The sequence below is a fragment of the Saliphagus sp. GCM10025334 genome (genome assembly GCF_042663485.1).
GTDB lineage: Archaea > Halobacteriota > Halobacteria > Halobacteriales > Natrialbaceae > Natronosalvus.
Genome location: NZ_JBHTAF010000003.1, coordinates 116290 through 136394 on the forward strand (window position 1 = coordinate 116290; position 20105 = coordinate 136394).

Consider the following 20105-nt stretch of genomic DNA (forward strand, 5'->3'; position numbering starts at 1 on the left):
GGCGGTTCTCGGATGGTCCAGGTCCACCTCGCCTCAGTCACTGGCCGATCCACCGCTCTCGCGAGACCGAACTCGTCGTTGCTCCTGTAACCGTTGCTCGAGCGTCCACTGGATTTCGAACGCCCGCTCGGCGTCGATGTCGTGGGCCGTCGCGGATCGTCCGAGGAGGGTCGCCGAACTGGCCGTGTCCGCCGTCACGCTCGCGAGACGACGCCGGCGCTGGAACACCGTCTGGGCGTAGAGCACGGACTGCACCCGGTAGGCGGGGACGATTTTCGTCGAGCGCCGCCAGAAGCCGGTTCGTGCGTAAAAGTACGCCTCGTCCACCCGATAACCGCGATTGCGCCACTTGAGGTGGGCCGCGGGCGGGACGAGAAAGAGCAGCGGCGCGAACGCGTACCAGTCGCGTACGATTTCGGTTCGGGAGGCCAGGACGTAGCCGGCGGCGAGCACCACGGTGATGACGGCGATGTACCGGACGGCGTAGCGTTCGCGGGCCCTGAGTGGCGGTCGCTCGAGCGATGGGAGGTCGTCGTGTGAGTCGTCAGTAGGTGCGTCGATGGCGTCATTGGTGTCAGTGGGAGCGTCGATGGCGTCATTGGTGTCAGTGGGAGCGTCGATGGTGTCGGCAGGAGTGCCGACGCCGCCGACGTCGTCGAGGGCAGGCCCCGTGGAATCAGCCGTCTCGGCCCGCTCTCTCGTCCCGGTCGCCCCACCCGTCTCGCTCGCCTCGCTCGTCTCGAACGGCTCGATCGACCTGGCCAGCGCGACGACGCGCCCGAACTCGGCCAACGGAATCGCCGACTCGGTCCCGCGGGACCCGGACTGTTCGGGACCGTAGCCGGCAGTCTCGACCGCCAGTGAGGCGTAGCCGAACCACCGGTAGGGGACGGACTCGGTAATCGTGAGCGTCTGGACCTTTTCGAGCGGGATGGTCCCGCTGTAACGCTGGAGCAGGCCGCGTTCGTAGTAGAGTTCGTCGCCGACTCGTGTCAACCGGAAGCCGTAGTAGCGCGTCAGCGTGAGGAGCGCGCTCAGCACCCAGGCGGCGAGGAGAAAGAGGAATCCGGCCCAGAGGACGGCCACGAGCCCCGTTCCGGGGAGGTCGCTCTCGAGGAGGTCGATTGGGACGAGTGTCGTCGGGTCGAACCCGCTTGCGAACGAGAGGATGAGTCCCCCGAGGAGGCTCGCGCCGGGATCGATCGTGAAGACGCTGAGGATGGCGAGTTCCTTCGGCTTGATTCGAAAGAGCGTTCGTTCGGCGTCCTGGTGCCGTTCTCCCGCGAGTCCGTTGGCTGGCTCTCGAGTCGCGCGGCCAGCGTCAGTGTCGGCGATCGTTGACCCTCCGCGATCGAGGTCACCGCGCTCCCCCTCGACCTCGACCTCGACCTCGCCACCCGTTCGGAGACGGCGGGTGAGCGCTCGAGCCTCCGCTTCGTCGACGTACCGGAGCGTGATCTCGGTCTGGCTCCCGCCGGCCGTCTCGACGTGGACCGCCGCGATGCCGAACAGGCGGTGGAGCGCCGTCTGACGAACGTCGACGTTCTGGACCCGGTGGAGAGGGACCTCGCGGTCGCGTCGCGAGACGACCCCCGAGACGACGTCGAAAGTGTCGTCGGTGACGGCGTACCGAAACCGCTCGTAGTAGGCCAGTTCGTAAAGAACACCGACGAGGATCCCGCCCAGGACGAACACGCCGACGACGAAGAGGTTCGGTCCGGCCGCCCCGGGAGACGTGACGAGGCCGACGACGAAGAAGAGAAAGCCGAGGTTGAGACTCCGCGAGAGCGAGCGAACGACCACCGACGACGGGTGGAGGCGCTTCATACGGCGTCTTCACCGTTCGTTTCGATCGTGAGTTCGCGGAGCCGTTCCTGTAACGCCTCGGCCCGGTCGGGCGTGAGGCCAGGGATCGCCACGTCGGCGTTCCTGGACCCCGCCGTGTAGACCACGAGCGTCCCGAGTCCGAGGGCTCGCTCGAGCGGCGACCGCCTCGAGTCGACGTGTTGAACGCGGACGTAGGGGACTACGGTCTTGATCCGGGTGAAGACGCCGCGCTCGATGTACAGCGACTGGTCGCGGAGGGCGAAGCCGAACACGGCGTATCGGCGCCAGGCGAAGGCGGTTCGGACGAGGGAGACGAGGACGACGAGGACGACGGTTCCGAGGAGAATCCGATCCATTCCGATCGCCAGCACTTCGCGAGTCTGTAACGCCGCCAGAAGGCCCCCCAGGACGGTACCCAGAATCACGGTTCGAACGACGGCGGCGACGATCCAGACCCAGCGAATCCTCGGCTCGAGTCGTTCCATCGAGTCGGGATTCGACGGTCAGCCCGATAAAGCGTCTGACAGCGGGCAGAAATTGAGAGTTGTGGCCGCAACGATTGGAGGGGCAGCCAGTCAGAAGGTCAGTGGAGTAGTCGATCCAGTCGATCAGTGGGTTGCCTTGCGAATCGCGTCGATTTCGTAGAGGTCCTCGTGGAGTCCCTCGCCGTCACAGTCCTCCGTCGGGCACGCGTAGTGCCACCCGTCTCGAGTCGCGTCGCGTTCCCGGAATCGCTCCCCACAGACCTGACAGTATAGTTGCCCTTTCTCACACGAGTCCCGGTGGATCTCGAGGGCGAGCGACGTCTGGAACGACTGGTTGCAGTTGCGACAGGTGTGCATACTAGAAGTGACGCGAACCCAGGCCAAAAATTACGTGGGTTCGTTTATTTCACCGTATCCACCGCCGATTGGGCTACTCTCGGTCGATTTTGGCGTCGGATTCGAGGAAAAATGAGTGTCACGATCCGATGAACGTGATGTGAGCCAGTCAGTTCCGATTACAGGTCGACTCGAGAGAGCGAGGGAAAATTGCGGTGGAAAAACACTACTCGATCTATGTCGAGTTCCTGGTAGTTACTCGTCGCCGAGGATGCCACGCTCGGTCATCTTCCGCGGGTCGAGCACCTCGTCGGCCTCGTCCTCCGTGAGGTATCCCTTCTGGAGGGCGACCTCGCGGACGGTCTTGTTCTCCTTGAGCGCCGTCTTCGCGACCTCACTGGCCTTGTCGTAGCCAATGTGGACGTTGAGCGAGGTTGCCAGCGCCATCGACTGCTCGACCTGGTCCTCGCAGTGCTCGCGGTTGGCCTCGAGTTTGCGGACGAAACGGTCGGCGAACACCGTGCTCGCGTTCGAGAGGAGTTCGGCGGACTCGAGGAAGTTGTGCGCCAGGACGGGCTTGTAGAGGTTGAGGTCGATCTGGCCCTCGGCGGCGCCAGCGGCGACGGCGGCGTCGTTGCCGACGACCTGTTTGTGGACCTGATTCACGGCCTCGGCGACGACCGGGTTGATCTTGCCGGGCATGATGGACGACCCGGGCTGGTTCTCGGGCTGTTCGATCTCGCCGAGGCCGTTTCGCGGCCCGGAGGCGAGCAGTCGCAGGTCGTTCGCGATCTTGTTGAGCGAGCCCGCGACGACGCGAAGCGCGCCGTGTGCCTCCGACATGGCGTCGTGGGCGGCCTGGGCCTCGAAGTGGTCGTCGGCCTCGCGGAACTGGACGCCGGTTTCCTTCGTGATGTACTCGGCGGCGCGTCCGGGGAATTCGGGGTGGGTGTTCAACCCCGTCCCGACCGCGGTTCCGCCGAGGGCGAGTTCCGCGAGGTGTTCGCGGGTCTTGTCGACGCGGGCGAGTCCCTTCGCGACCTGCGTCCGGTAGCCGCCGAACTCCTGGCCGAGGGTGACAGGCGTGGCGTCCTGGAGGTGCGTCCGTCCGGTCTTGACGACGTCGTCGAACTCGTCCTCTTTGGCCTCGAGCGCATTGCGGAGCGTGTCGAGGGCGGGAATGACGTCCTTCTCAACGGCCTCGAGGGCGGCGACGTGCATCGCCGTCGGGATCACGTCGTTGCTCGACTGGCCGAAGTTAACGTGGTCGTTCGGGTGGACGACGCGGTCGCCGATCTCCGAACCCATGATCTCGGCGGCGCGGTTGGCGATGACCTCGTTGGCGTTCATGTTCGAGGAGGTGCCAGAACCGGTCTGGAACACGTCGACGGGGAACTGGTCGTCCAGTTCGCCCGCGATGACCTCGTCGGCCGCCTCGACGATGGCGTCGGCGACGTCCTCGTCGATCAACTCGAGGTCGCGGTTGGCCTGGACCGCGGCCTTCTTGACGACGCCGAGGGCGCGAACGAACCGGCGGCCGAACGTGATCCCCGAGATGGGGAAGTTCTCGACCGCGCGCTGGGTCTGTGCGCCCCAGTAGGCGTCGGCCGGGACCTGCATCTCGCCGAGACTGTCCTCCTCCGTGCGAAACTCGTCTCCCATACCCTAGCGGTTCGTGGGCGTCAGGTAAAATCCACCGAAAACCGCGGCCCCTCGTTCGTCGCGTCGCGGCGCTCGCGCAGGGCGGTCTGCAACCGTTTTCGACCCGTCGAGGCGACCGACCGCCCGTCTTCGAGGTCGACGTCGTAGATCGTCGGCGTCTTCCAGACGAACGTCTGGGAGCTGGCCGTGTCGACGACGACCGAGGTCAGTCCGAGCCGCCGCTGGAAGATCGACCGGCGATTCGAGACGGTCTGGATGCGGTAGTACGGGATCACGGTCGTCCGCCGCCGCCAGAAGCCCCGGCGGATCACGAGGTGGTCGTCGCCGACGAAGTAGCCGAGGTTGACGTAGCGCAGGTGGGCCGCCGGGGGTACCGCGAGGAAGATGGCCGCCGAAAGGTACCAGTACCCCGTCCCGAATCCGGTCAGGATCGAGACCCCGTACGCGAGCGCGACGAGAACCGCCGCGACGAGCGCGTAGCGCACGAGGTAGCGCCGACGGGCGACTGCTGGCGGCGCCTCGAAGTGCGGGGGTTCGGTGCCCGTGAGGTTCTCCGCGAACGTCTGGACGCGCTCGACCCTCGCCAGCGGAACGGCGGACGTACTCCCACTGCTCGAGTCCGGGCCGTAGCCGGCGGTTTCGACCCAGAGACCGGCGTATCCGAGGGCGCGCTGGAGTGGATTGTCGGTGATCGTCACCGACTGGACCTTCTCGGCCGGAACTGAACCGCTGTAGCGCTGGAGCAGGCCGCGTTCGTAGACGAAGTCGTCGCCGGCGCGTCCGAGCCGGAAGTCGTAGTAGGTGGTGAAGGTGTAGGCGACGCTGACGGCGTAGGTGACGACGACGCCGTTGATCACCGAGGCCAGCCCCAGGGCAGCGTACCCCGTGGGCGTCGCGTCCGTGAACGAGGCCGGGCCGCCGAACGGCTGGGCCGTCGCGAGCAACAGCGCCCCCACCTGGTCGGTGAAGAAGAACGCGAGCGCGAGGACGCCGGCGGCCGCCGCCGGGCGAACGGTCGTGAACGCGTAGAGCAACAACTCTCGGGGGTCGAGTGCGAACAGTAGCGCCGGTCGGTCGTCCCCAAACGGCGCCTCTGTCCCGGTCTTCGTCTCTGTCTCCTTCGTCTCCGTGGCCGAGGCCTCGAGGCCCGAGTCTGTGGAGGCCGAGGTCTGGCCGCTCGAGCGGTGCTCGTGCCCGCTCCCACGATCGCGGACGCGGTCGCGGTCGTGCTCGCGCTGGTCGGTTTCGTCCGGCGTGCTCGTAGAGCGTGGCGCTGGAGCGGACGTACCGGTGGCGGCCTCGGTCTCACCGACTCGTCTGGCGGTTCGTCGTCGAATTTCGCGTTGGAGCCGTTTCGCTTCGTCCTCACCGACGAAGTCGAGTGCCGCTTCCGTCTCGCCGCCACCCGCGGTTTCGATCGAGACGACCGCGAGGCCCACCACGCGGTGGAACACGCCCTGGCGAACGTCGACGTTCTGGATGCGCCGGTAGGGGATCTCTCGAGCGCGACGAGAGAAGACGCCGGAGGCGACGTCGACCGTGTCCTCCGTAAGCGCGTACTCGAACCGGTAGTAGTACGCGAGACCGTAAGCGGCGCCGACGAGCAGCCCGACGGGTGCGAGATACAGGGCCCAGGCGACGGAGACGGCGTCGAAGACGGCACTCAGCGCGCTCACGAGGAAGAACGGCATCGAGAATCCGACTACGGCCGACCGGAGCGTGGTCGTGACCGCACTGAGCGGGTGGAGGCGATGGGTACTCGATTCCGGCATAGTCATACGGCGTCGTCGGCCTCGCTCTCGACGGCCAGTTCGCGGAGCGTGTCCTGGAGCCGGCGGGCGCGTTCGGGGGTGAGTCCCGGGACCCTAACGTCGGCGTTTCGCGAGCCGGCCGTGTAGACCACGACGCTCGAGAGGCCCAGCGCGCGCTCGACGGGGCCGAACTGCGTGTCGACGTGCTGGACGCGGACGAACGGGACGGCCGTCTCGACGAACGTCACGACGCCCCGCTCGAGGTAGAGCGCGTCCTCCTGGAGGTCGAAGTGCCAGCGCCCGTAGAGAATGACGGCGTAGACGACGCCGAGAACGAGTGCGAGCGCGACGACGGCGACCGTCACGGCGACCGGTATCGAGTACAGCCACTGGTCGACGGCACTGACGACGACGCCGAGGAGGGTGGCCAGCAGCACCCACCGAGCGATCCACACTAGGCGAATGCGCGGATGCAACGATTCCATAGCCGAACCCTCACACCTGGATCGGATAAACGTGCGGATTGGTGGTACGTTCGGTCGTCGATGCGTTGCGGTCGAGCGTCGGGTCTCGAGTTGTGGCTATCGAGCGTGTAGCTGGCACCGTTGAGCGCTCAGTCGTCGACGCGCTCGGCGTACTCCGCGGGCGTGTACGTCGACAGTTCGAGAGCGTGGATGTCCGTCGTCATGTGGCCCTCGAGAGCGTCGTAGACGCGCTGGTGTTGCTGGACGAGGGGCAGGCCCTCGAACGCCGGCGAGACGACCGTCGCCGCCAGGTGGTCGTCGTCGTGGTCGCCGCGGGCGCGGCCAACGGTCACGTCGGCGTCCTCGAGTTCGGATTCGATGAGGGATTCGACGGCTTCGGGTTCCATGTCCGGTTCATCGTCCGATGTGCCCAAAAGCGCCCCGGTCTCGTCGTCTGCGTCAATCTCCGTAGCCACCGTCTTCACCACTGCCCTCGCTACCGTCACCGCCGTCGGCCGGCGCGTTTATACTGGTCGCCTCCACACCGCCGACCATGTCACTCGCAGCCGACACGCGACGGGCGGTCGACGCCCACCCGTTTCTCCACACCGCGCTCCGTGCTGGCGTGGTGAACTACACTGCCGCCGCTCGCTTTCTCGCAGTGGACGGCGAAGCCGATGCGATCGCGACAGCGCTCAGACGCTACGCCGACGAACTCGAGCCGCTCGAGTCGGACGAGCGGGGCGTCCGTGTCCGCATGCAAAGCGGCGTCGGACCGGTCGACGACTCCAACGAGGCGCTCCTGGCGGTCGGCTCGGCCGTCCTCGGAACCGGGGGCGACTCGAGTACGTATACGGCCATCGTCGCGACGGGTGCGGTGGATGCACGGGCGGTTTCGACGGCACTCGCATCGCTTACGATCTCGGGTATCGAGGTGGTCGCCGTCGGGTTCGAACCCGGAACGCTGGTCGTCACGGTCGAGCGTCTCGACGGAGCGAACGCCGTTCGGGCGGTCGAGGGCGCCCTGGAGACGACACTCGAGTGAGTAGGAGAGTATCGGACTTCGAGTGAAGCGGTTCCCGCGTCAGTACACCGGTACAACGGAGAAGACGGCGTAGGCGGCGACGGTCGCAACGACCGGGATCACGTGCTGGAGCGTGAGCACGCGGGCGCTCTCGAACGGATCGAACTCGAGCTCGGGTTCGGACGAGTTGTCCTTCGACGCGATGGCTCCCCTGGCCTCGACAGGATCGAGGCCTCCATCGCCGACGGGCGAGCGTATTCGGTCGCCGGAATCGTCGTCGCCGCGGAGAGTCCGACTCCACCCGAGTCCTGCGATGGAAACTGTCGCAACGATCACGAAACTCGCGGGGATACCCAGTAGCGAGAGTGTGGTGATGATGGCCGCACTGACTGTCGACGCAACGAGCGCGGCAGGGAGGGGAAGTTCGACAATATCGTTGCCCAGCGTCTCGAGTGTTCGTCGAGCGATCGTCAGCGCACCCAGGGCGGCGGCGGCCGATCCCAGAACGATGCCGACTGGCATGTCGATTACGCCACCGCCGATCAGCGGCGCGACGATGTTCGCGATGTTGGAGGTACCGGAACTGAACGCCATGAGACAGCCGACGACGACGACCACACCCCCGGCGAGCAATTCGTCGCGCTGACTCGAGGTGACGGTCATAGAAGGGATCGTTCCCGAGTGGTCCACGGCAAACAGCGGTTCGTTCGAACTCGATTCCGAGATCCAGTCGTCGATCCGCTGGTAGTAGAAGTACCCGACGGCAACCGAGACAGCGAACCCGGCAATGGGCGCGACGATCCACCAGAAGACGATCTCTCGCATCGTGGCCCACTGCAGTTCGCCGCTGGCCACACCCAGGCCGGCGATCGCCCCGACGGTGGTCATCGAGGTCGAGGCCGGAACGCCGGTCCGATTGCCGGCGAACAGCACGAGGCCGATGAGGCCGAGAATAACGATGCTCGACTCGAGCGTGAAGAGCGACGAATCGTGCAGTACCTGCTGTCCGAGCGTGTCGACGACGCGACGGCCGATCGTCGCCGCACCGAGACCGAAGAAGACGGCCATCAACCCCCCGGCGACGACTTTCGGTACGAGCGACGCTCCGACGGCAGGTCCGAACGCCGGCGCCGTCGTCGAGCCTCCGATGTTGAATCCGACGAAAACCGCGATGAGAAGCGAGAAGAGTAGCAGTAGCTCGGGCATTGTCTCAACGTTTCGAAATCCGCAGATAACGCTTCGCCCAAAATAGCTTGGAGGTGTAGAGCGCGGAACGCAAGCCGTCGGGTGGTCGAATGGGGGCCGTGTCGACGTTCGACACCGTATCCGACGCTTTAAGGTTCGCCCGCGAGGACACTCGAGTAATGACCCTGCACGTGACGAATACGTTGACGGGCGAAAAAGAGCCGTTCGAGCCACAGGATCCCGATAACGTCCTCCTTTACTACTGTGGCCTGACGGTTTCGGACCCGCCCCACCTCGGGCACGCCCGCTCCTGGGTGCACGTCGACGTGATGCACCGCTGGCTCGAGCACATCGGCTACGGCGTCCGTCACGTCGAGAACTTCACCGACGTCAACGAGAAAATCGTCGCCCGCATCGGCCAGGACGACCTCGGCGACGACGAAGCCGCAGTCGCCGAAACCTACGTCCAGCGGACGATCGAGGACATGCGCTCGCTGAACCTCCTGCGGGCGGAGGTCTACCCCAGGGTATCGGAACACGTCCCCGAGATAATCGACCTCGTGGAGACGCTCGTCGAGTCAGATTACGCCTACGAGTCCAACGGCTCGGTCTACTTCGACGTGACGACGTTCGAGAACTACGGCGCGCTCTCGAACCAGGACATCGAGTCGATCGAAGCGCAGGGCGAACCCGACGAACAGGCCGAGAAGCGCCATCCTGCCGACTTCGCGCTCTGGAAGGCAGGTCCGGTCTCGGAGGAGGCCGTCCACGAACACAGCAAGGGTGCGACCTGGGAGAAGACCCCAACCGGCCAGACCTGGGACTCGCCGTGGGGCGAGGGGCGACCGGGCTGGCACATCGAGTGTTCGGCGATGAGCATGACCCACCTCGGGGAGACCCTCGACGTTCACGTCGGCGGCCGGGACCTCGTCTTCCCCCACCACGAGAACGAGATCGCCCAGAGCGAGGCCGCGACGGGCCACCAGTTCGCCCGCTACTGGCTCCACTGTGAGCTGTTCCAGATGGGCGAGACGAAGATGTCCTCGAGTCTGGGTAACTTCGTCACCGTCGACGAGGCCGTCGAGAGGTGGGGGGCCAACGTCCTTCGCACGTTCCTCACCGCGGGTGCGTACAACAGCCAGCAACTCTACAGCGACGAGACGATAACGGAGGCCGAGGAGCGCTGGGAACGCCTTGAGCGCGCCTACGACGCCGCCGTCGACGCCCTCGATTCCCCCGCCGCGAAGTCGAAACGCGCCGACGAGGAATTTCGCGAGTCCTTGGACGCCGCACGGGAGGCGTTCGCCGAAGCGATGAACGACGACTTCAACACGCGGGAAGCGCAGTCGGCACTGTTCGAGGTCGCGAGCGCGACGAATCGCCACCTCGAGGGCGCCGAAGAGGAGAGTGGACCTGGGTCGAAAGCGTACGACTACCAGGGCCTGAAACGAGCCGTAGAGACCCTCGAGAAACTCGGCGAGGTTCTCGGGTTGACCTTCGGCGGTGCCGACGCGAGCGGCGACGTCGAACTCGCGGGCGAGGTCGTCGACCTGGTCCTCGAGATCCGCGAACAGGAGCGAGACACAGGTAACTACGAGCGCGCCGACGAGTTGCGCGACGAACTCGAGGCCATCGGCGTCGAGGTGCAGGATACGGACGAGGGGCCGACGTTTCGGCTTCCGTGACGGCGGCTGTTCACGTCACACTCCCTGGTTCGACCGTCGTCAGGGTCCGTGACGGGCTCGAAACCCGTGTTTGTCGCGAAGGCAGAAACGAGCGCAACGGGTATACTCCTGAGATAGAAACGAGAAGGCGAGGCGGGCTGGCGACAGCGGAGCGGGCGACCACCGAGTACGACGATGCCGTGTTACGGTAGCCGTCGCGAGGGCTACCGGTCCGACGCAGTAGGCATCTCCTGTTGTGTTTCCAGGTTCGAAAAGTCGGAGAGATCGCTCGTACACCAGTGGCAGAACTCGAGATCCGTATCGAGTTCCTTCCCACAGTACGGGCAGTGCGTGAGGCTCCCGTCGGGCGCGGGTGCTCGCCGGACGACCTGATTGTGCGCTACCGCGAGCAGATACGCATCGACGACGCTGAGAACCGCGACGAACAGGAGCGGGGACAGTTCCGCCAGATCTGCGCCCTCGCCGGCCGCGAGGGCCTCGAGCGTGGCCGTCTCGACGAACAGGATACTGACGCCGAACAGGAGGACGATCCAGCCCAGCGCCCGCCGCCAGCGGCGGAGGTAACAGTGACCGAAGCCGGTGACGAGGACCCCGAGTAACGCGGCGAGCCACGGGCGCTTCTTCGAGAACGACCGATCCATAGGTTAACTAACCGGTTAGGTAGCTATAAGCCTTCACGTCCACGTCATCGAGACCGTCCCCGGCCACGAAACGGCGTGGTCGGGAGTCGCCGACTCACAAGCCGAGCGCCGTCGCGATTGGCACGCCGGCCCACAGCGCGCCAACGAGGTAGCCGCCGATCGCTCCCGAATTGAGCAGCGGCAGTCCGGCGTGCGGTCGGCCCCTGAGGACCATGGCCATCAGGACCAGCAGCCCCGCCAGCGTGCCCAGCACGCCACCCAAAGCGGGCGCGTTGAGCGTGATCAGCGGGACGTCGAACGAGCCAACCTCGAGGAAGGAGGCGGCGCTGGCGATCAGGATTGTCGGGATAACGGCGTCGCCGAGACCGATGAAGAGGGCGTCGCGGACGCCTTCGGGCGCGGCATCCGGTTCTGGCTCTGCCTCTGTCCGCTCCGGCTCTCGTTTGTTCTCGACGGTGGGATCCTCGGAATCGTCCGCATCGGCTTCCCGGGAACCGCCGTTGGTCGTCGCCGTCGATTCCGCGTCTCGGTTCTCGATCTCACCGGGCACGTCGCCGGCTTCGAGGAAGGAGTACGACAGCGAGGTCGGCACGACGAGGACGACGGGAATGTGCAGGTCCATCACGCCCTCCGCGAGGTCGAGCATGTGTTCCGTCCGGTAGACGCTGATCGCGTCGTAGACGGCGAGCACGACGAGCAAGACGAGAGCGGGCAGGAGGCCGAAGCTAATCCCGAAGAGACCGGCCGCACCCGCACCCATGACGACGCCGGCGATGTCGATGACGTACCACTCTGGATAGATCACGAGGGCGGCACCGACGCCCAGCGAGACGAGGAGGGGGAAGACACCGAGCGAGGCGACCGTGGCGACGGGCGGGAGGATTTCGGCGAAGACGAACCACGAGAGCATGACGCTGACGCCGACGATGAGGCCCCGGATGATCCACTGGAGGTCGTACTTGAACGCCGCGAGCATGAACGCCGTCATCACGAGAATCGCCCCGACGTAGACCAGGCTGTTCGTCGGGTCGGAGGGGTCCTCGACGGCCTGCATCTCGGCGGCAGTGAAGGGTTCGACGAGCGCGAGCGCGCCGAACTGGACGCCGATAAAGAGGAGGCAGGTGAAACCGACCGCGCTGCCCAGGCGAATCCGCTCGTTCATGAGTCGCGATTTGAGCGGCCGTCGTATTGGTGTTGCGTTCTCGAGACGACCGCACTTGCGTCCGGTGATAGAGTTCGAATCCAGGCCGACGGCACCGATTCTAACGTTACCAACGGTTCCGGCGACTCGAGCGAGGTCGACGCCAGCGACGGATCCATCCTCGAGTGGCTCTGCCGGCGGGTGGCCGAGAGCGACTTCGAGAGGGGAGCGCCGACCAGCGCACGACGTCCCTGAATCAGCCACCGCACGCGTCAATTCTTAGAACTGAATCGGAGCCCGGTTTCGTGAACGGTTATTTTCGACCCAGGGACGTGGTCCGTTGCTCCCGGCGCAATCGTCTCACGAGTACCGTTTCGATGTCGAAATCGAGTTACCGAAACAGTAGATAACTGGGTAGCGTCAAAGGGCCCGCGTATGTCAGACCACAGCCGACGAACGTTCCTCCGGCGTACCGGGCTGACGATCACCGCCGGAAGTGCCCTCGCCGCAGCGAGTGGGACGGCTGCCGCCGCATCGACGACGGCCGCCGACCCGGGCGACTGGCCCTCCCTCGGCGGGAGGCCCGGAAACAACGCACGGGTCGCCTCGGGAATCGACGACCCCGGGTCCCTCGAGGTCGCCTGGTCGTGTGACTGCGGCGGCCATATCGCGGTCGTCGACGAGACGGTTTACCTCCGAGCGGACGACGGCTCCGTACACGCCTACGAAGCCGCGGACGGGTCACAACTGTGGCAATCCGACGACCTCGGCGCCGATCGAACGCCGGCGGTTGCCGACGGAACCGTTTACGTCGGCGGCGAGGCCCTCACCGCGGTCGACGCCGAGAACGGCGAGATTCGCTGGCGGCTCGATCTCGAGTACAGCGACGGGATTCGCTCGCCGAACGTCGCGGACGGGGTCGTGTTCGTCGTCGGCGATGGCGTCCTCTACGCGATCGATGCCTCGAGTGGGGAAGAACAGTGGCAGTTCGATCCGGACGATGGGGAACTCCACGAATCGTCGGTCCCGATCGACGACGGTGCCGTTTTCGTCGTGGACGAGTCGCGTCTGTACGCCCGAGAGGCCAGCGACGGTGCCGAACGCTGGACGTTCGACCTCGAGGCCAACGACGACGATGGACAGTTCAGGGCGATCACACCGGTCGTGGACTACGGCATCCTGGCCGCCGGTTACCGGGATGAGTCGGACGCCGGGATCTCCTACCACGACATCGAATCCGGGGGTCGAATCGCTCGCGTGGCCGGTCGAGCGTACAATCACCCACCCGTGATCGGTTCGGAACTCGTCTATACCGTCGACGGGACGAACGACGATACCGCGACGGGCCACGACATCGAGACGGGGGAGAAGGAGTGGGAACCAGACCCGTCCGGCGAAGGGACCAGTCCGCTTATCATCGACGAAGAGCACGTCTACGCCGGTCTCGAGAGTGCTATAGAATCGAACGATGGGGACAAAGCGTCGCGGACTCGCTTTTACGCGTTCGACGCCTGGGACGGCTCCGTCGAGTGGGAGCGAGACACCAGGGCAGTACTGAGTCCCCTCGCACTCGTCGACGAAACGCTCTACGTCGGGAGCGTCGACGGCGAGGCGCTGGCCGCGTTACGGCCGGGCGGTGAGGGCGAGGATGGGGGGAGCGATACCGACGACGATACCGACGACCAAGGGAACGGCTCCGACGGAAGTAACGATACTGACGACGGCGGTTCCGGGGACGAATCGAGCGACATCAGCGAGGGCAACGAGAGCGATAGTACCGACAACTCGAGCGGTTCCGATGAGACGAACGAGACCAACGAGACCATCGGCTCCAACGACTCCAACGACACCGAAAACGAATCCGCAACCGGAGACGGCGGATCGTCGGCAGACGACGACTCGACCCCTGGATTCACCAGTATTGGGGCGCTCGCCGGCGGTGGACTCGCCCTCGAGTGGCTGCAACGCCGAGTCGACGAAGACGAATCCGAGGAGTAACGACTCGAGGTCGACCCGAGAATAATTGCTCGAGGCCGATCCGAGGAACAGTGGTTCGAGGGCGACGTCGACGGCCACTACGACAGGAATCCGCCACAACGGGCGAAACGCGCGACGTTATCGTGCGTACAACGTCGATCCGACGAGACCGGGCAGGTGGACGTTCGATTGCGGCGTAACCGCGAGATACGGTCGGTCGACCGGACCGAACACGTCGACGACGCGACCGACGGTTTCGAGGGAGTCGTCGAGGACCATCGTGCCGATGGCGTTTCGTCCGCTATCGTTGCCAGTACCGCCGTCACCGTCCCCGCCGTCGTCGCCATCCCCGTCGCCCACAGGCTCAGCCCGCAACACCGCGAGCCCCTGAGCCGTCCGGACGACCGTTCCAACCCGCCGCATCACTCTCGCAGCGCGACGACGTACGCCGCGACTGCCTGAACGAGGTCGTTCTTCGTCGAGTCCTCGGTTCCGCGGACGACGACCCGCCCACGAGGCTCCCAGTGTTCTCTCGAGTAGGCTTTGTCGCGTTCGACTGTCGCGTCGTATCCGATCTGCTGGACCGCCTTCGCGATTTCCTCGACCGTCGGCTCCTCGACTGCCAGCTCGAGGGGTACGCGTCGCCCCTCGGCCCGCGAGCGGGTGGAATCCAGGTACGCGGGCCAGATGACGTTCTCGACCATGGGACCAACTCGGCGGGCGGGTGAGTAAACGTTTTTCAAAACGAGACGGGGCGCGCAGATAGAGCGGAATCCAGTTTCGAGTCGGTATGGGACGTGGAATCGGGACTCGAGTGCCGTCTCGTCTTGGATAGCGATTCGTGAGGATCGATCCTCGGTCGCTTGCGACGCGGTCGACTGGAGAGCTGCTCGCCGTGGTGGGAGATCGGGCGTTCGGTGAGCCTACCTGGTATGTAGTCCCAGTGTGCCGGGAAATAAGACGATCATACAGAGAGAAGGTACAATCGAATCGCAAGTGTGGTCATTTTTCGCTTTTTCAACTCGTCTCTAACAATATCTGGTGACGGTATCGGTGTGTACATGGGTAACACCATTAATCGACGAACGGTGTTGGTGGCGACTGGGGTGGCCATGGGGTCGCTGAGCGGGTGTCTCGGATCGCTACAGGACAGTGGGCAAGAGGGGTGCGTACCGCCGGGGCAGTACGACTGTCCCGACGGTGAGTTGCTAGCGGTTCACGAGTTCGACGACTGCTCCGTCGAACAGACCGAGGGCGACTGTGCAATCACCGTGGAAGTGACCGAGTCGAAGGGCGAGGGCGACGACTGTGAAGCGTTCAGCTTCGAATGGGCCGTCGACGACGACTGCGTCGTATACGCCGTGCGCGTCTACGGCGGTAACGATTGCGAGGATTACGACTACGGCGACGACACCACCAATGGAGTAATTGAAACGGATCTCGAAGCGGGACAGAGTGGACAGCAAGCCGGGATATCAAATATTCGGTTCTGTGGTGAACTCGAGGAGGACGACGGTGGCGACGAGGGTGACGACGGAGATGGAGACGATGGCGGAGATGGAGATGGCGGAGATGGAGATGGCGGAGATGGAGACGATGGCGGAGATGGAGACGACGGAGATGGCAGAGATGGAGACGATGGCGATGGAGGCAACGGCGACGGCGGTAACGGAGACAATGGCGATGACGGTGACGGCGGAGATGGTGATAACGGCGATGACGGTGAAGGTGACGACGGTGGCGACGGAGAAGACGGTAACGGCGATAACGGCGACGACGATGATGATAGTGGCAACGGTGATGACGGCGACGACACTGACGATGGCGAAGACAGTGACAACAGCGACGATAGCGGCGACGACACTGACGACGGCGACGATGGCAGTGACGACACTGACGACCAGGACGGAAAATCGAAAAAGGAAAAACGAAAGGAAGAGGCCAAAGAGCAATCGAAAACGCACCAGAAATGTGAGTGAACACGGGGACTAATCGACAAACCGAAGCGGACGAATCTTCCTCACGTACATTCTCGGCTTTTATTCGGCCCTAGTGGCGTTCTCTCGAGCGCCTCGGATTCAGCCACCGCCAACTCGAGCGTGACTGGTGACCCGTTGAACAGACGGCGAACAATGAAACACGTCGCCAAAAGAATACCGGGTAAATTCGTACCAGACCAGTCGAGTCCGGAGCGCTACAGTCGACGAAGTCCGAGCAGACCCGCGATAGCGGCGAGTGCGACAGGGACGCCGAAACCGGGAATGGAGTCATCGTCGTCGGCAGCCACCGACGTGTCGTCCGCATTGTCGGATTCGTTCGATTGATCGTCGTTGGTCTCTTCGCTTTCGTTGCTCTCCTCACCGTTGCCGTCATCGTTAGCGCTAACGTTGGCCTCGAGGTCAGCCTCGATTTCCGCGTACGCCTCGGGGTGGACCGCCTCGACGATCGTCTCGATCGCGTAGACGACGTCGGGTGCCGGCTGATTGATCGTGTTCGCGTCGACGGCGACCAGTTGGTCGTTCTCGTAGGCGGTCGTCTGCATCGCCGCCTCGGAGAGGGCCGGGTCTTCTCCCTCCTCGTTGACGCCGTAGATGATCCAATCGGGGTCCTCCTCGACGACCACTTCGTCGCTGATTTCGGGCCAGCCCTCGAGTCCCACTTCTGCAGCGAGGTTATCGACGCCGGCAGTCGTCAGCACTTCGTCCTGGAACGTGTTGGCACCGGCCGTGTATCCAAAGCCGAGCGACCAGTACGCGAGCGGTCGGTCCTCGCCTTCGACTGCCGTCTCGATGATCTCGAGGCGTTCGTCCATCCAGTCGATCCGCTCTTCGGCGCCGCCGCACTCACCGGTGAGTTCGCCGGTTCGGTTCGTGATATCGCGGACGTCGTCGAGGGACGTCGCCGTTTTGAAGTGATAGACCGTGACGCCGGCATCTCGGAGCTGTTCGACGTCCTCCTCGAGCGTCACGTCTGCCGCGAGGACGATGTCGGGCTCGAGGTCGATCACCGTTTCGACGTCGATGTGAAGCTCGTCAGGGATGCCGATGTCGGTCCGGTCGCCGGGGTCGTAACTGGCGGTGTACTCGTTGATCGGCATGCCGACGAGTCGGTCTTCGGCGCCGATACCGTAGACGATTTTGGTGTCACTCGGTTGGAGCGCGACGATGCGCTCTGGCGGTTCTTCGAGCGTGATCTCCGTACCGGTCGCGTCCGTAACCGTCAGTGGATACTCACAGTCCGAGGTGGACTGAGCGGTAGGAACGCTACCAGTACTACTCCCTGCGACTGCCATCGGCGCGAATCCGCCGAGGACGACCAGCACAGCAATCAATACGGTCAGTGATTTTCGCATCGGTAGATCGTTGTGCCACACTCCAACAAATATTTATCTAAAGCAAGCGAGGTTGCGTACTGTGAGAGAACGGGATCGGATCATCTCGTGGGCATCGGGGCTGACGGTGCTCCTGGGGGTGGTTGTCGTCACCAGTGCCGGCTTCGGCCCGGTCAAAATCGATCCAATTACGGTGGCGCATGCCATTCTTAACGCGGTCGTGATCCCGTCAGGAGTCGTATTCGGAAGCCTGACTGTGCCACTGTTCGAGTGGTCTATCCCCGTTCCGAGGCTCGAGTACACCGGTCTGTTCTCGTTCGAGATTCGCGACGCCCACCAGACGATCGTCGCGAACGTTCGACTTCCGCGTATTGCAGTCGCAGCAACAGTCGGTTTCGCACTCGCTGCAGCGGGTACGGTCATGCAGGGGTTCTTCCGGAACCCGCTCGCCGATCCGTCGATCATCGGCGTCTCCACCGGCGCAGCGGTTGGCGCTGTCGCGACCATCGCCTTTCCAGCACTCGTCCCGATCGGACTGCGGCCAGCGGCGTTCGCGACAGCGATTGCGACGGCACTTCTCGTCTACGCGATCGCAACCAACGGCGGGAGGACTCCCGTCGCGACGCTATTGCTCGCCGGCGTTGCTGTCCAGGCGTTTCTCGGTGCGATGATCTCGTACATGCTCGTCCACAGCGGCAACAGTCTCAGGGAGGCGGTCGTCTGGCTGATGGGCCACCTCTCGAACAGTACCTGGAGCGACGTATCGCTCTCGTTGCCGTTCGTTCTCGCCGGCGTGGTCGTACTCGGCGCGTACACCAGAGAGATGAACGTGCTCTTACTCGGCGAAGAGGACGCCCATCACCTCGGCGTGGACGTCGAGCGAACCAAGATACTCCTCCTCGCCGTTGCGAGCGTCGTCACGGCCGCGAGCGTCGCCGTCGCGGGCGTCATCGGCTTCGTCGGACTCGTCGTTCCGCACGTGATGCGTCTGATCGTCGGCCCCGACCACCGAATTCTGCTCCCGACGAGTGCGCTCGCCGGCGCGTCGTTTCTGGTCGCGACGGACACCCTCGCTCGGGCCGGCCCCGCGGAGGTTCCAGTCGGAATTGTCACGGCAGCCCTCGGGGCACCATTCTTCTTGTTCTTGCTCGTTCGACGGGAGGTGCACTCGCTGTGACGGGAGCGCAGCCGCTGGTTTCGGTGCAAGGACTCGAGGTCGCCTACGGAAGCCTCGAGGTCCTCGAGGGCGTCTCGCTCGAGGTCGACCGCGGCGAGTTCGTCGGCCTCGTCGGTCCGAACGGCGCCGGGAAGACCACCCTCCTGCGAGCGCTCAGCGGCGCGAGCACGCCAGCGGGCGGCGACGTCCGGATCGATGGCGAGGACGTCGCGACGCTCGCCTCCCGCGAAGCGAGTCGACTCGTAAGCGTCGTTCCTCAGAACACGTCGCTGTCGTTCACCTTCGACGTCCGAACCGTCGTCGAGATGGGACGATACCCCCATCGATCGCGGTTTTCCCCGCCCTCCGAGGCCGACCGTCGACAGGTCGACCGGGCACTCGAGCGCACGCGAACAACCCGTTTCGCGGATCGGCCGATCGACGCGGTTAGCGGTGGTGAGCGCCAGCGGGTGCTCATCGCGAGAGCGCTCGCCCAGGACACGCCGCTGCTGTTGCTGGACGAACCGACGGCGAGCCTGGACGTGAATCACCAGGTCGAGACGCTCGAGCTGGCCCGCGAGCTGTCCGCGGACGGGCGAGCAGTCGTCGCCGCGATTCACGACCTCGACCTGGCGGCCCGGTACTGCGACCGGCTTGTCGTCCTCGCGGGCGGTACGGTCCAGGCCAACGGCCCGCCGGGCGAGGTGCTGACGGCCGACGTGCTCGAGGCTGCGTTCGACGCGAACGCGACGGTCACCCGTCACCCGGTGACGGGGGCGGCGAGCGTGACGGCGTTTCCGCGCTCGGAGTCCGGGCGTCGTAATGCCGTGGACGACCGAGAGCTCGAGTCGACGACCCCGGCGAGGATCGAGGGTCGACGCGTTCACGTCGTGGGGACTGGAGAGACCGCCGCCGACGTGATAGAGCGGTTTGGGCGAGCGGCCGCGGAGGTGACGGCCGGTCCCGCCCCGGCCGGCGGAATCGTCGACCAACGTGCGACCGACCGCGGCCTCGAGTGCGTGCGAACCGAACCGTTCGCGCCGGTGTCAGCCGCCGCTCGGAAACGCGTCGCCGAACTCGTCGGCGCGGCCGACGCGACGGTCCTCGTCGACTTCGCCCTCGCGCCTGGAACGCAACTTCTGCTCGAGGCGCTCGAGGACGCGCCGTCACTCGTCGCCCTCGACACCCGGCCGCTGTCCGAGCGGAACTTCGTCGGCGAGGCGGGGACAGCGCGATACCGACGGGTCGAGGCGGACGCGCTCGAGGCGACCGAAGGGTCGGTGCTCGAGGTGACGGCGAGAGCCATCGCCGAGCGAGATGCTGACGTTCGCGAAACCGCATTCGACGACCCCTCGAGCGACGACGATTGAGTCGGCTTTCGTGACGGCGCCCCCGTGACGGACTGGACGGTTTTTTACCCCTTCGCCACCGAGTGCTCGC

At 65.0% G+C, this 20105-nt stretch carries 19 protein-coding genes; 6 read left to right on the forward strand and 13 right to left on the reverse strand.

All coding sequences use genetic code 11. The features are described 5' to 3' along the window. Positions 1-33: 33 nt before the first annotated feature. The 7 genes from ACFQO4_RS12740 to ACFQO4_RS12770 form a co-directional block, all read right to left on the reverse strand. Positions 34-1827 (reverse strand): PH domain-containing protein, encoded by a 1794-nt coding sequence (locus ACFQO4_RS12740; protein ID WP_500261277.1) that lies wholly within the window; start codon positions 1825-1827, stop codon positions 34-36. Further along, positions 1824-2312: a PH domain-containing protein gene (locus tag ACFQO4_RS12745; RefSeq protein ID WP_500261278.1), complete on the reverse strand. Its 489-nt coding sequence runs from the start codon at positions 2310-2312 to the stop codon at positions 1824-1826. The genes ACFQO4_RS12740 and ACFQO4_RS12745 overlap by 4 nt, the downstream gene beginning before the upstream one ends. Positions 2313-2435: 123 nt before the next feature. Then, complete coding sequence (locus tag ACFQO4_RS12750; protein WP_253436729.1) at positions 2436-2669, reverse strand: transcriptional regulator; 234 nt, start codon at positions 2667-2669, stop codon at positions 2436-2438. Between the two features lie 234 nt (positions 2670-2903). After that, positions 2904-4310, reverse strand: a complete 1407-nt coding sequence (locus ACFQO4_RS12755; protein WP_500261279.1) for a class II fumarate hydratase — start codon at positions 4308-4310, stop codon at positions 2904-2906. 20 nt (positions 4311-4330) lie between these two features. Further along, positions 4331-6082: a PH domain-containing protein gene (locus ACFQO4_RS12760; protein WP_500261837.1), complete on the reverse strand. Its 1752-nt coding sequence runs from the start codon at positions 6080-6082 to the stop codon at positions 4331-4333. A 2-nt stretch (positions 6083-6084) separates the two neighbouring features. Continuing rightward, positions 6085-6546 (reverse strand): PH domain-containing protein, encoded by a 462-nt coding sequence (locus ACFQO4_RS12765; RefSeq protein WP_500261280.1) that lies wholly within the window; start codon positions 6544-6546, stop codon positions 6085-6087. A gap of 128 nt (positions 6547-6674) precedes the next feature. Next, positions 6675-6932, reverse strand: coding sequence for a BolA family protein (locus ACFQO4_RS12770; RefSeq protein WP_254160583.1), 258 nt, complete (start codon positions 6930-6932; stop codon positions 6675-6677). Positions 6933-7078: 146 nt separating this feature from the next. On the opposite strand from ACFQO4_RS12770, the gene ACFQO4_RS12775 reads away from it, so the two are divergent. Continuing rightward, the gene (locus ACFQO4_RS12775) at positions 7079-7570 is read left to right on the forward strand and encodes a DUF7523 family protein (protein WP_500261281.1); all 492 of its coding nucleotides are present in this window, start codon (positions 7079-7081) and stop codon (positions 7568-7570) included. Between the two features lie 39 nt (positions 7571-7609). Here ACFQO4_RS12775 and ACFQO4_RS12780 read toward each other — a convergent pair whose 3' ends face one another. After that, on the reverse strand, positions 7610-8755 hold the full coding sequence (locus ACFQO4_RS12780; RefSeq protein ID WP_500261282.1) for an inorganic phosphate transporter: 1146 nt from the start codon (positions 8753-8755) through the stop codon (positions 7610-7612). Positions 8756-8913: 158 nt separating this feature from the next. Here ACFQO4_RS12780 and cysS point away from each other — a divergent pair, with 158 nt between their 5' ends. Beyond that, on the forward strand, positions 8914-10419 hold the full coding sequence (cysS, locus tag ACFQO4_RS12785; protein WP_500261283.1) for a cysteine--tRNA ligase: 1506 nt from the start codon (positions 8914-8916) through the stop codon (positions 10417-10419). 203 nt (positions 10420-10622) lie between these two features. On the opposite strand, the gene ACFQO4_RS12790 is transcribed toward cysS, so the two are convergent. Beyond that, positions 10623-11060 (reverse strand): DUF7575 domain-containing protein, encoded by a 438-nt coding sequence (locus tag ACFQO4_RS12790; protein WP_500261284.1) that lies wholly within the window; start codon positions 11058-11060, stop codon positions 10623-10625. Positions 11061-11154: 94 nt separating this feature from the next. Then, complete coding sequence (locus tag ACFQO4_RS12795; protein WP_500261285.1) at positions 11155-12222, reverse strand: presenilin family intramembrane aspartyl protease PSH; 1068 nt, start codon at positions 12220-12222, stop codon at positions 11155-11157. Between the two features lie 414 nt (positions 12223-12636). Between ACFQO4_RS12795 and ACFQO4_RS12800 the strand changes: the two genes are divergently transcribed. Then, positions 12637-14199 (forward strand): PQQ-binding-like beta-propeller repeat protein, encoded by a 1563-nt coding sequence (locus ACFQO4_RS12800; protein WP_500261286.1) that lies wholly within the window; start codon positions 12637-12639, stop codon positions 14197-14199. A 117-nt stretch (positions 14200-14316) separates the two neighbouring features. Here the strand turns inward: ACFQO4_RS12800 and ACFQO4_RS12805 are convergent, their stop codons facing one another. Both ACFQO4_RS12805 and srp19 read right to left on the reverse strand, forming a co-directional pair. Beyond that, on the reverse strand, positions 14317-14601 hold the full coding sequence (locus ACFQO4_RS12805) for an H/ACA ribonucleoprotein complex subunit GAR1 (protein ID WP_500261287.1): 285 nt from the start codon (positions 14599-14601) through the stop codon (positions 14317-14319). Further along, positions 14601-14882, reverse strand: coding sequence for a signal recognition particle subunit SRP19 (gene srp19 / locus ACFQO4_RS12810; RefSeq protein ID WP_312908984.1), 282 nt, complete (start codon positions 14880-14882; stop codon positions 14601-14603). Before srp19 ends, ACFQO4_RS12805 begins: the two co-directional genes overlap by 1 nt. A 357-nt stretch (positions 14883-15239) precedes the next feature. On the opposite strand from srp19, the gene ACFQO4_RS12815 reads away from it, so the two are divergent. Next, a complete protein-coding gene (locus tag ACFQO4_RS12815) occupies positions 15240-16157 on the forward strand; it encodes a hypothetical protein (RefSeq protein ID WP_500261288.1) in 918 nt (305 codons plus the stop codon). A 215-nt stretch (positions 16158-16372) separates the two neighbouring features. Here the strand turns inward: ACFQO4_RS12815 and ACFQO4_RS12820 are convergent, their stop codons facing one another. Further along, positions 16373-17530 carry a PGF-CTERM-anchored ABC transporter substrate-binding protein gene (locus ACFQO4_RS12820; protein ID WP_500261289.1) on the reverse strand — a complete coding sequence of 386 codons (1158 nt, stop codon included), beginning with the start codon at positions 17528-17530 and terminating at the stop codon, positions 16373-16375. Between the two features lie 61 nt (positions 17531-17591). Here ACFQO4_RS12820 and btuC point away from each other — a divergent pair, with 61 nt between their 5' ends. Both btuC and ACFQO4_RS12830 read left to right on the forward strand, forming a co-directional pair. Beyond that, entirely contained in the window at positions 17592-18686 is a 1095-nt protein-coding gene (btuC, locus tag ACFQO4_RS12825) for a vitamin B12 ABC transporter permease BtuC (RefSeq protein ID WP_500261290.1), read from the forward strand. Further along, entirely contained in the window at positions 18683-20035 is a 1353-nt protein-coding gene (locus tag ACFQO4_RS12830; protein WP_500261291.1) for a heme ABC transporter ATP-binding protein, read from the forward strand. The genes btuC and ACFQO4_RS12830 overlap by 4 nt, the downstream gene beginning before the upstream one ends. Positions 20036-20105 lie beyond the last annotated feature (70 nt).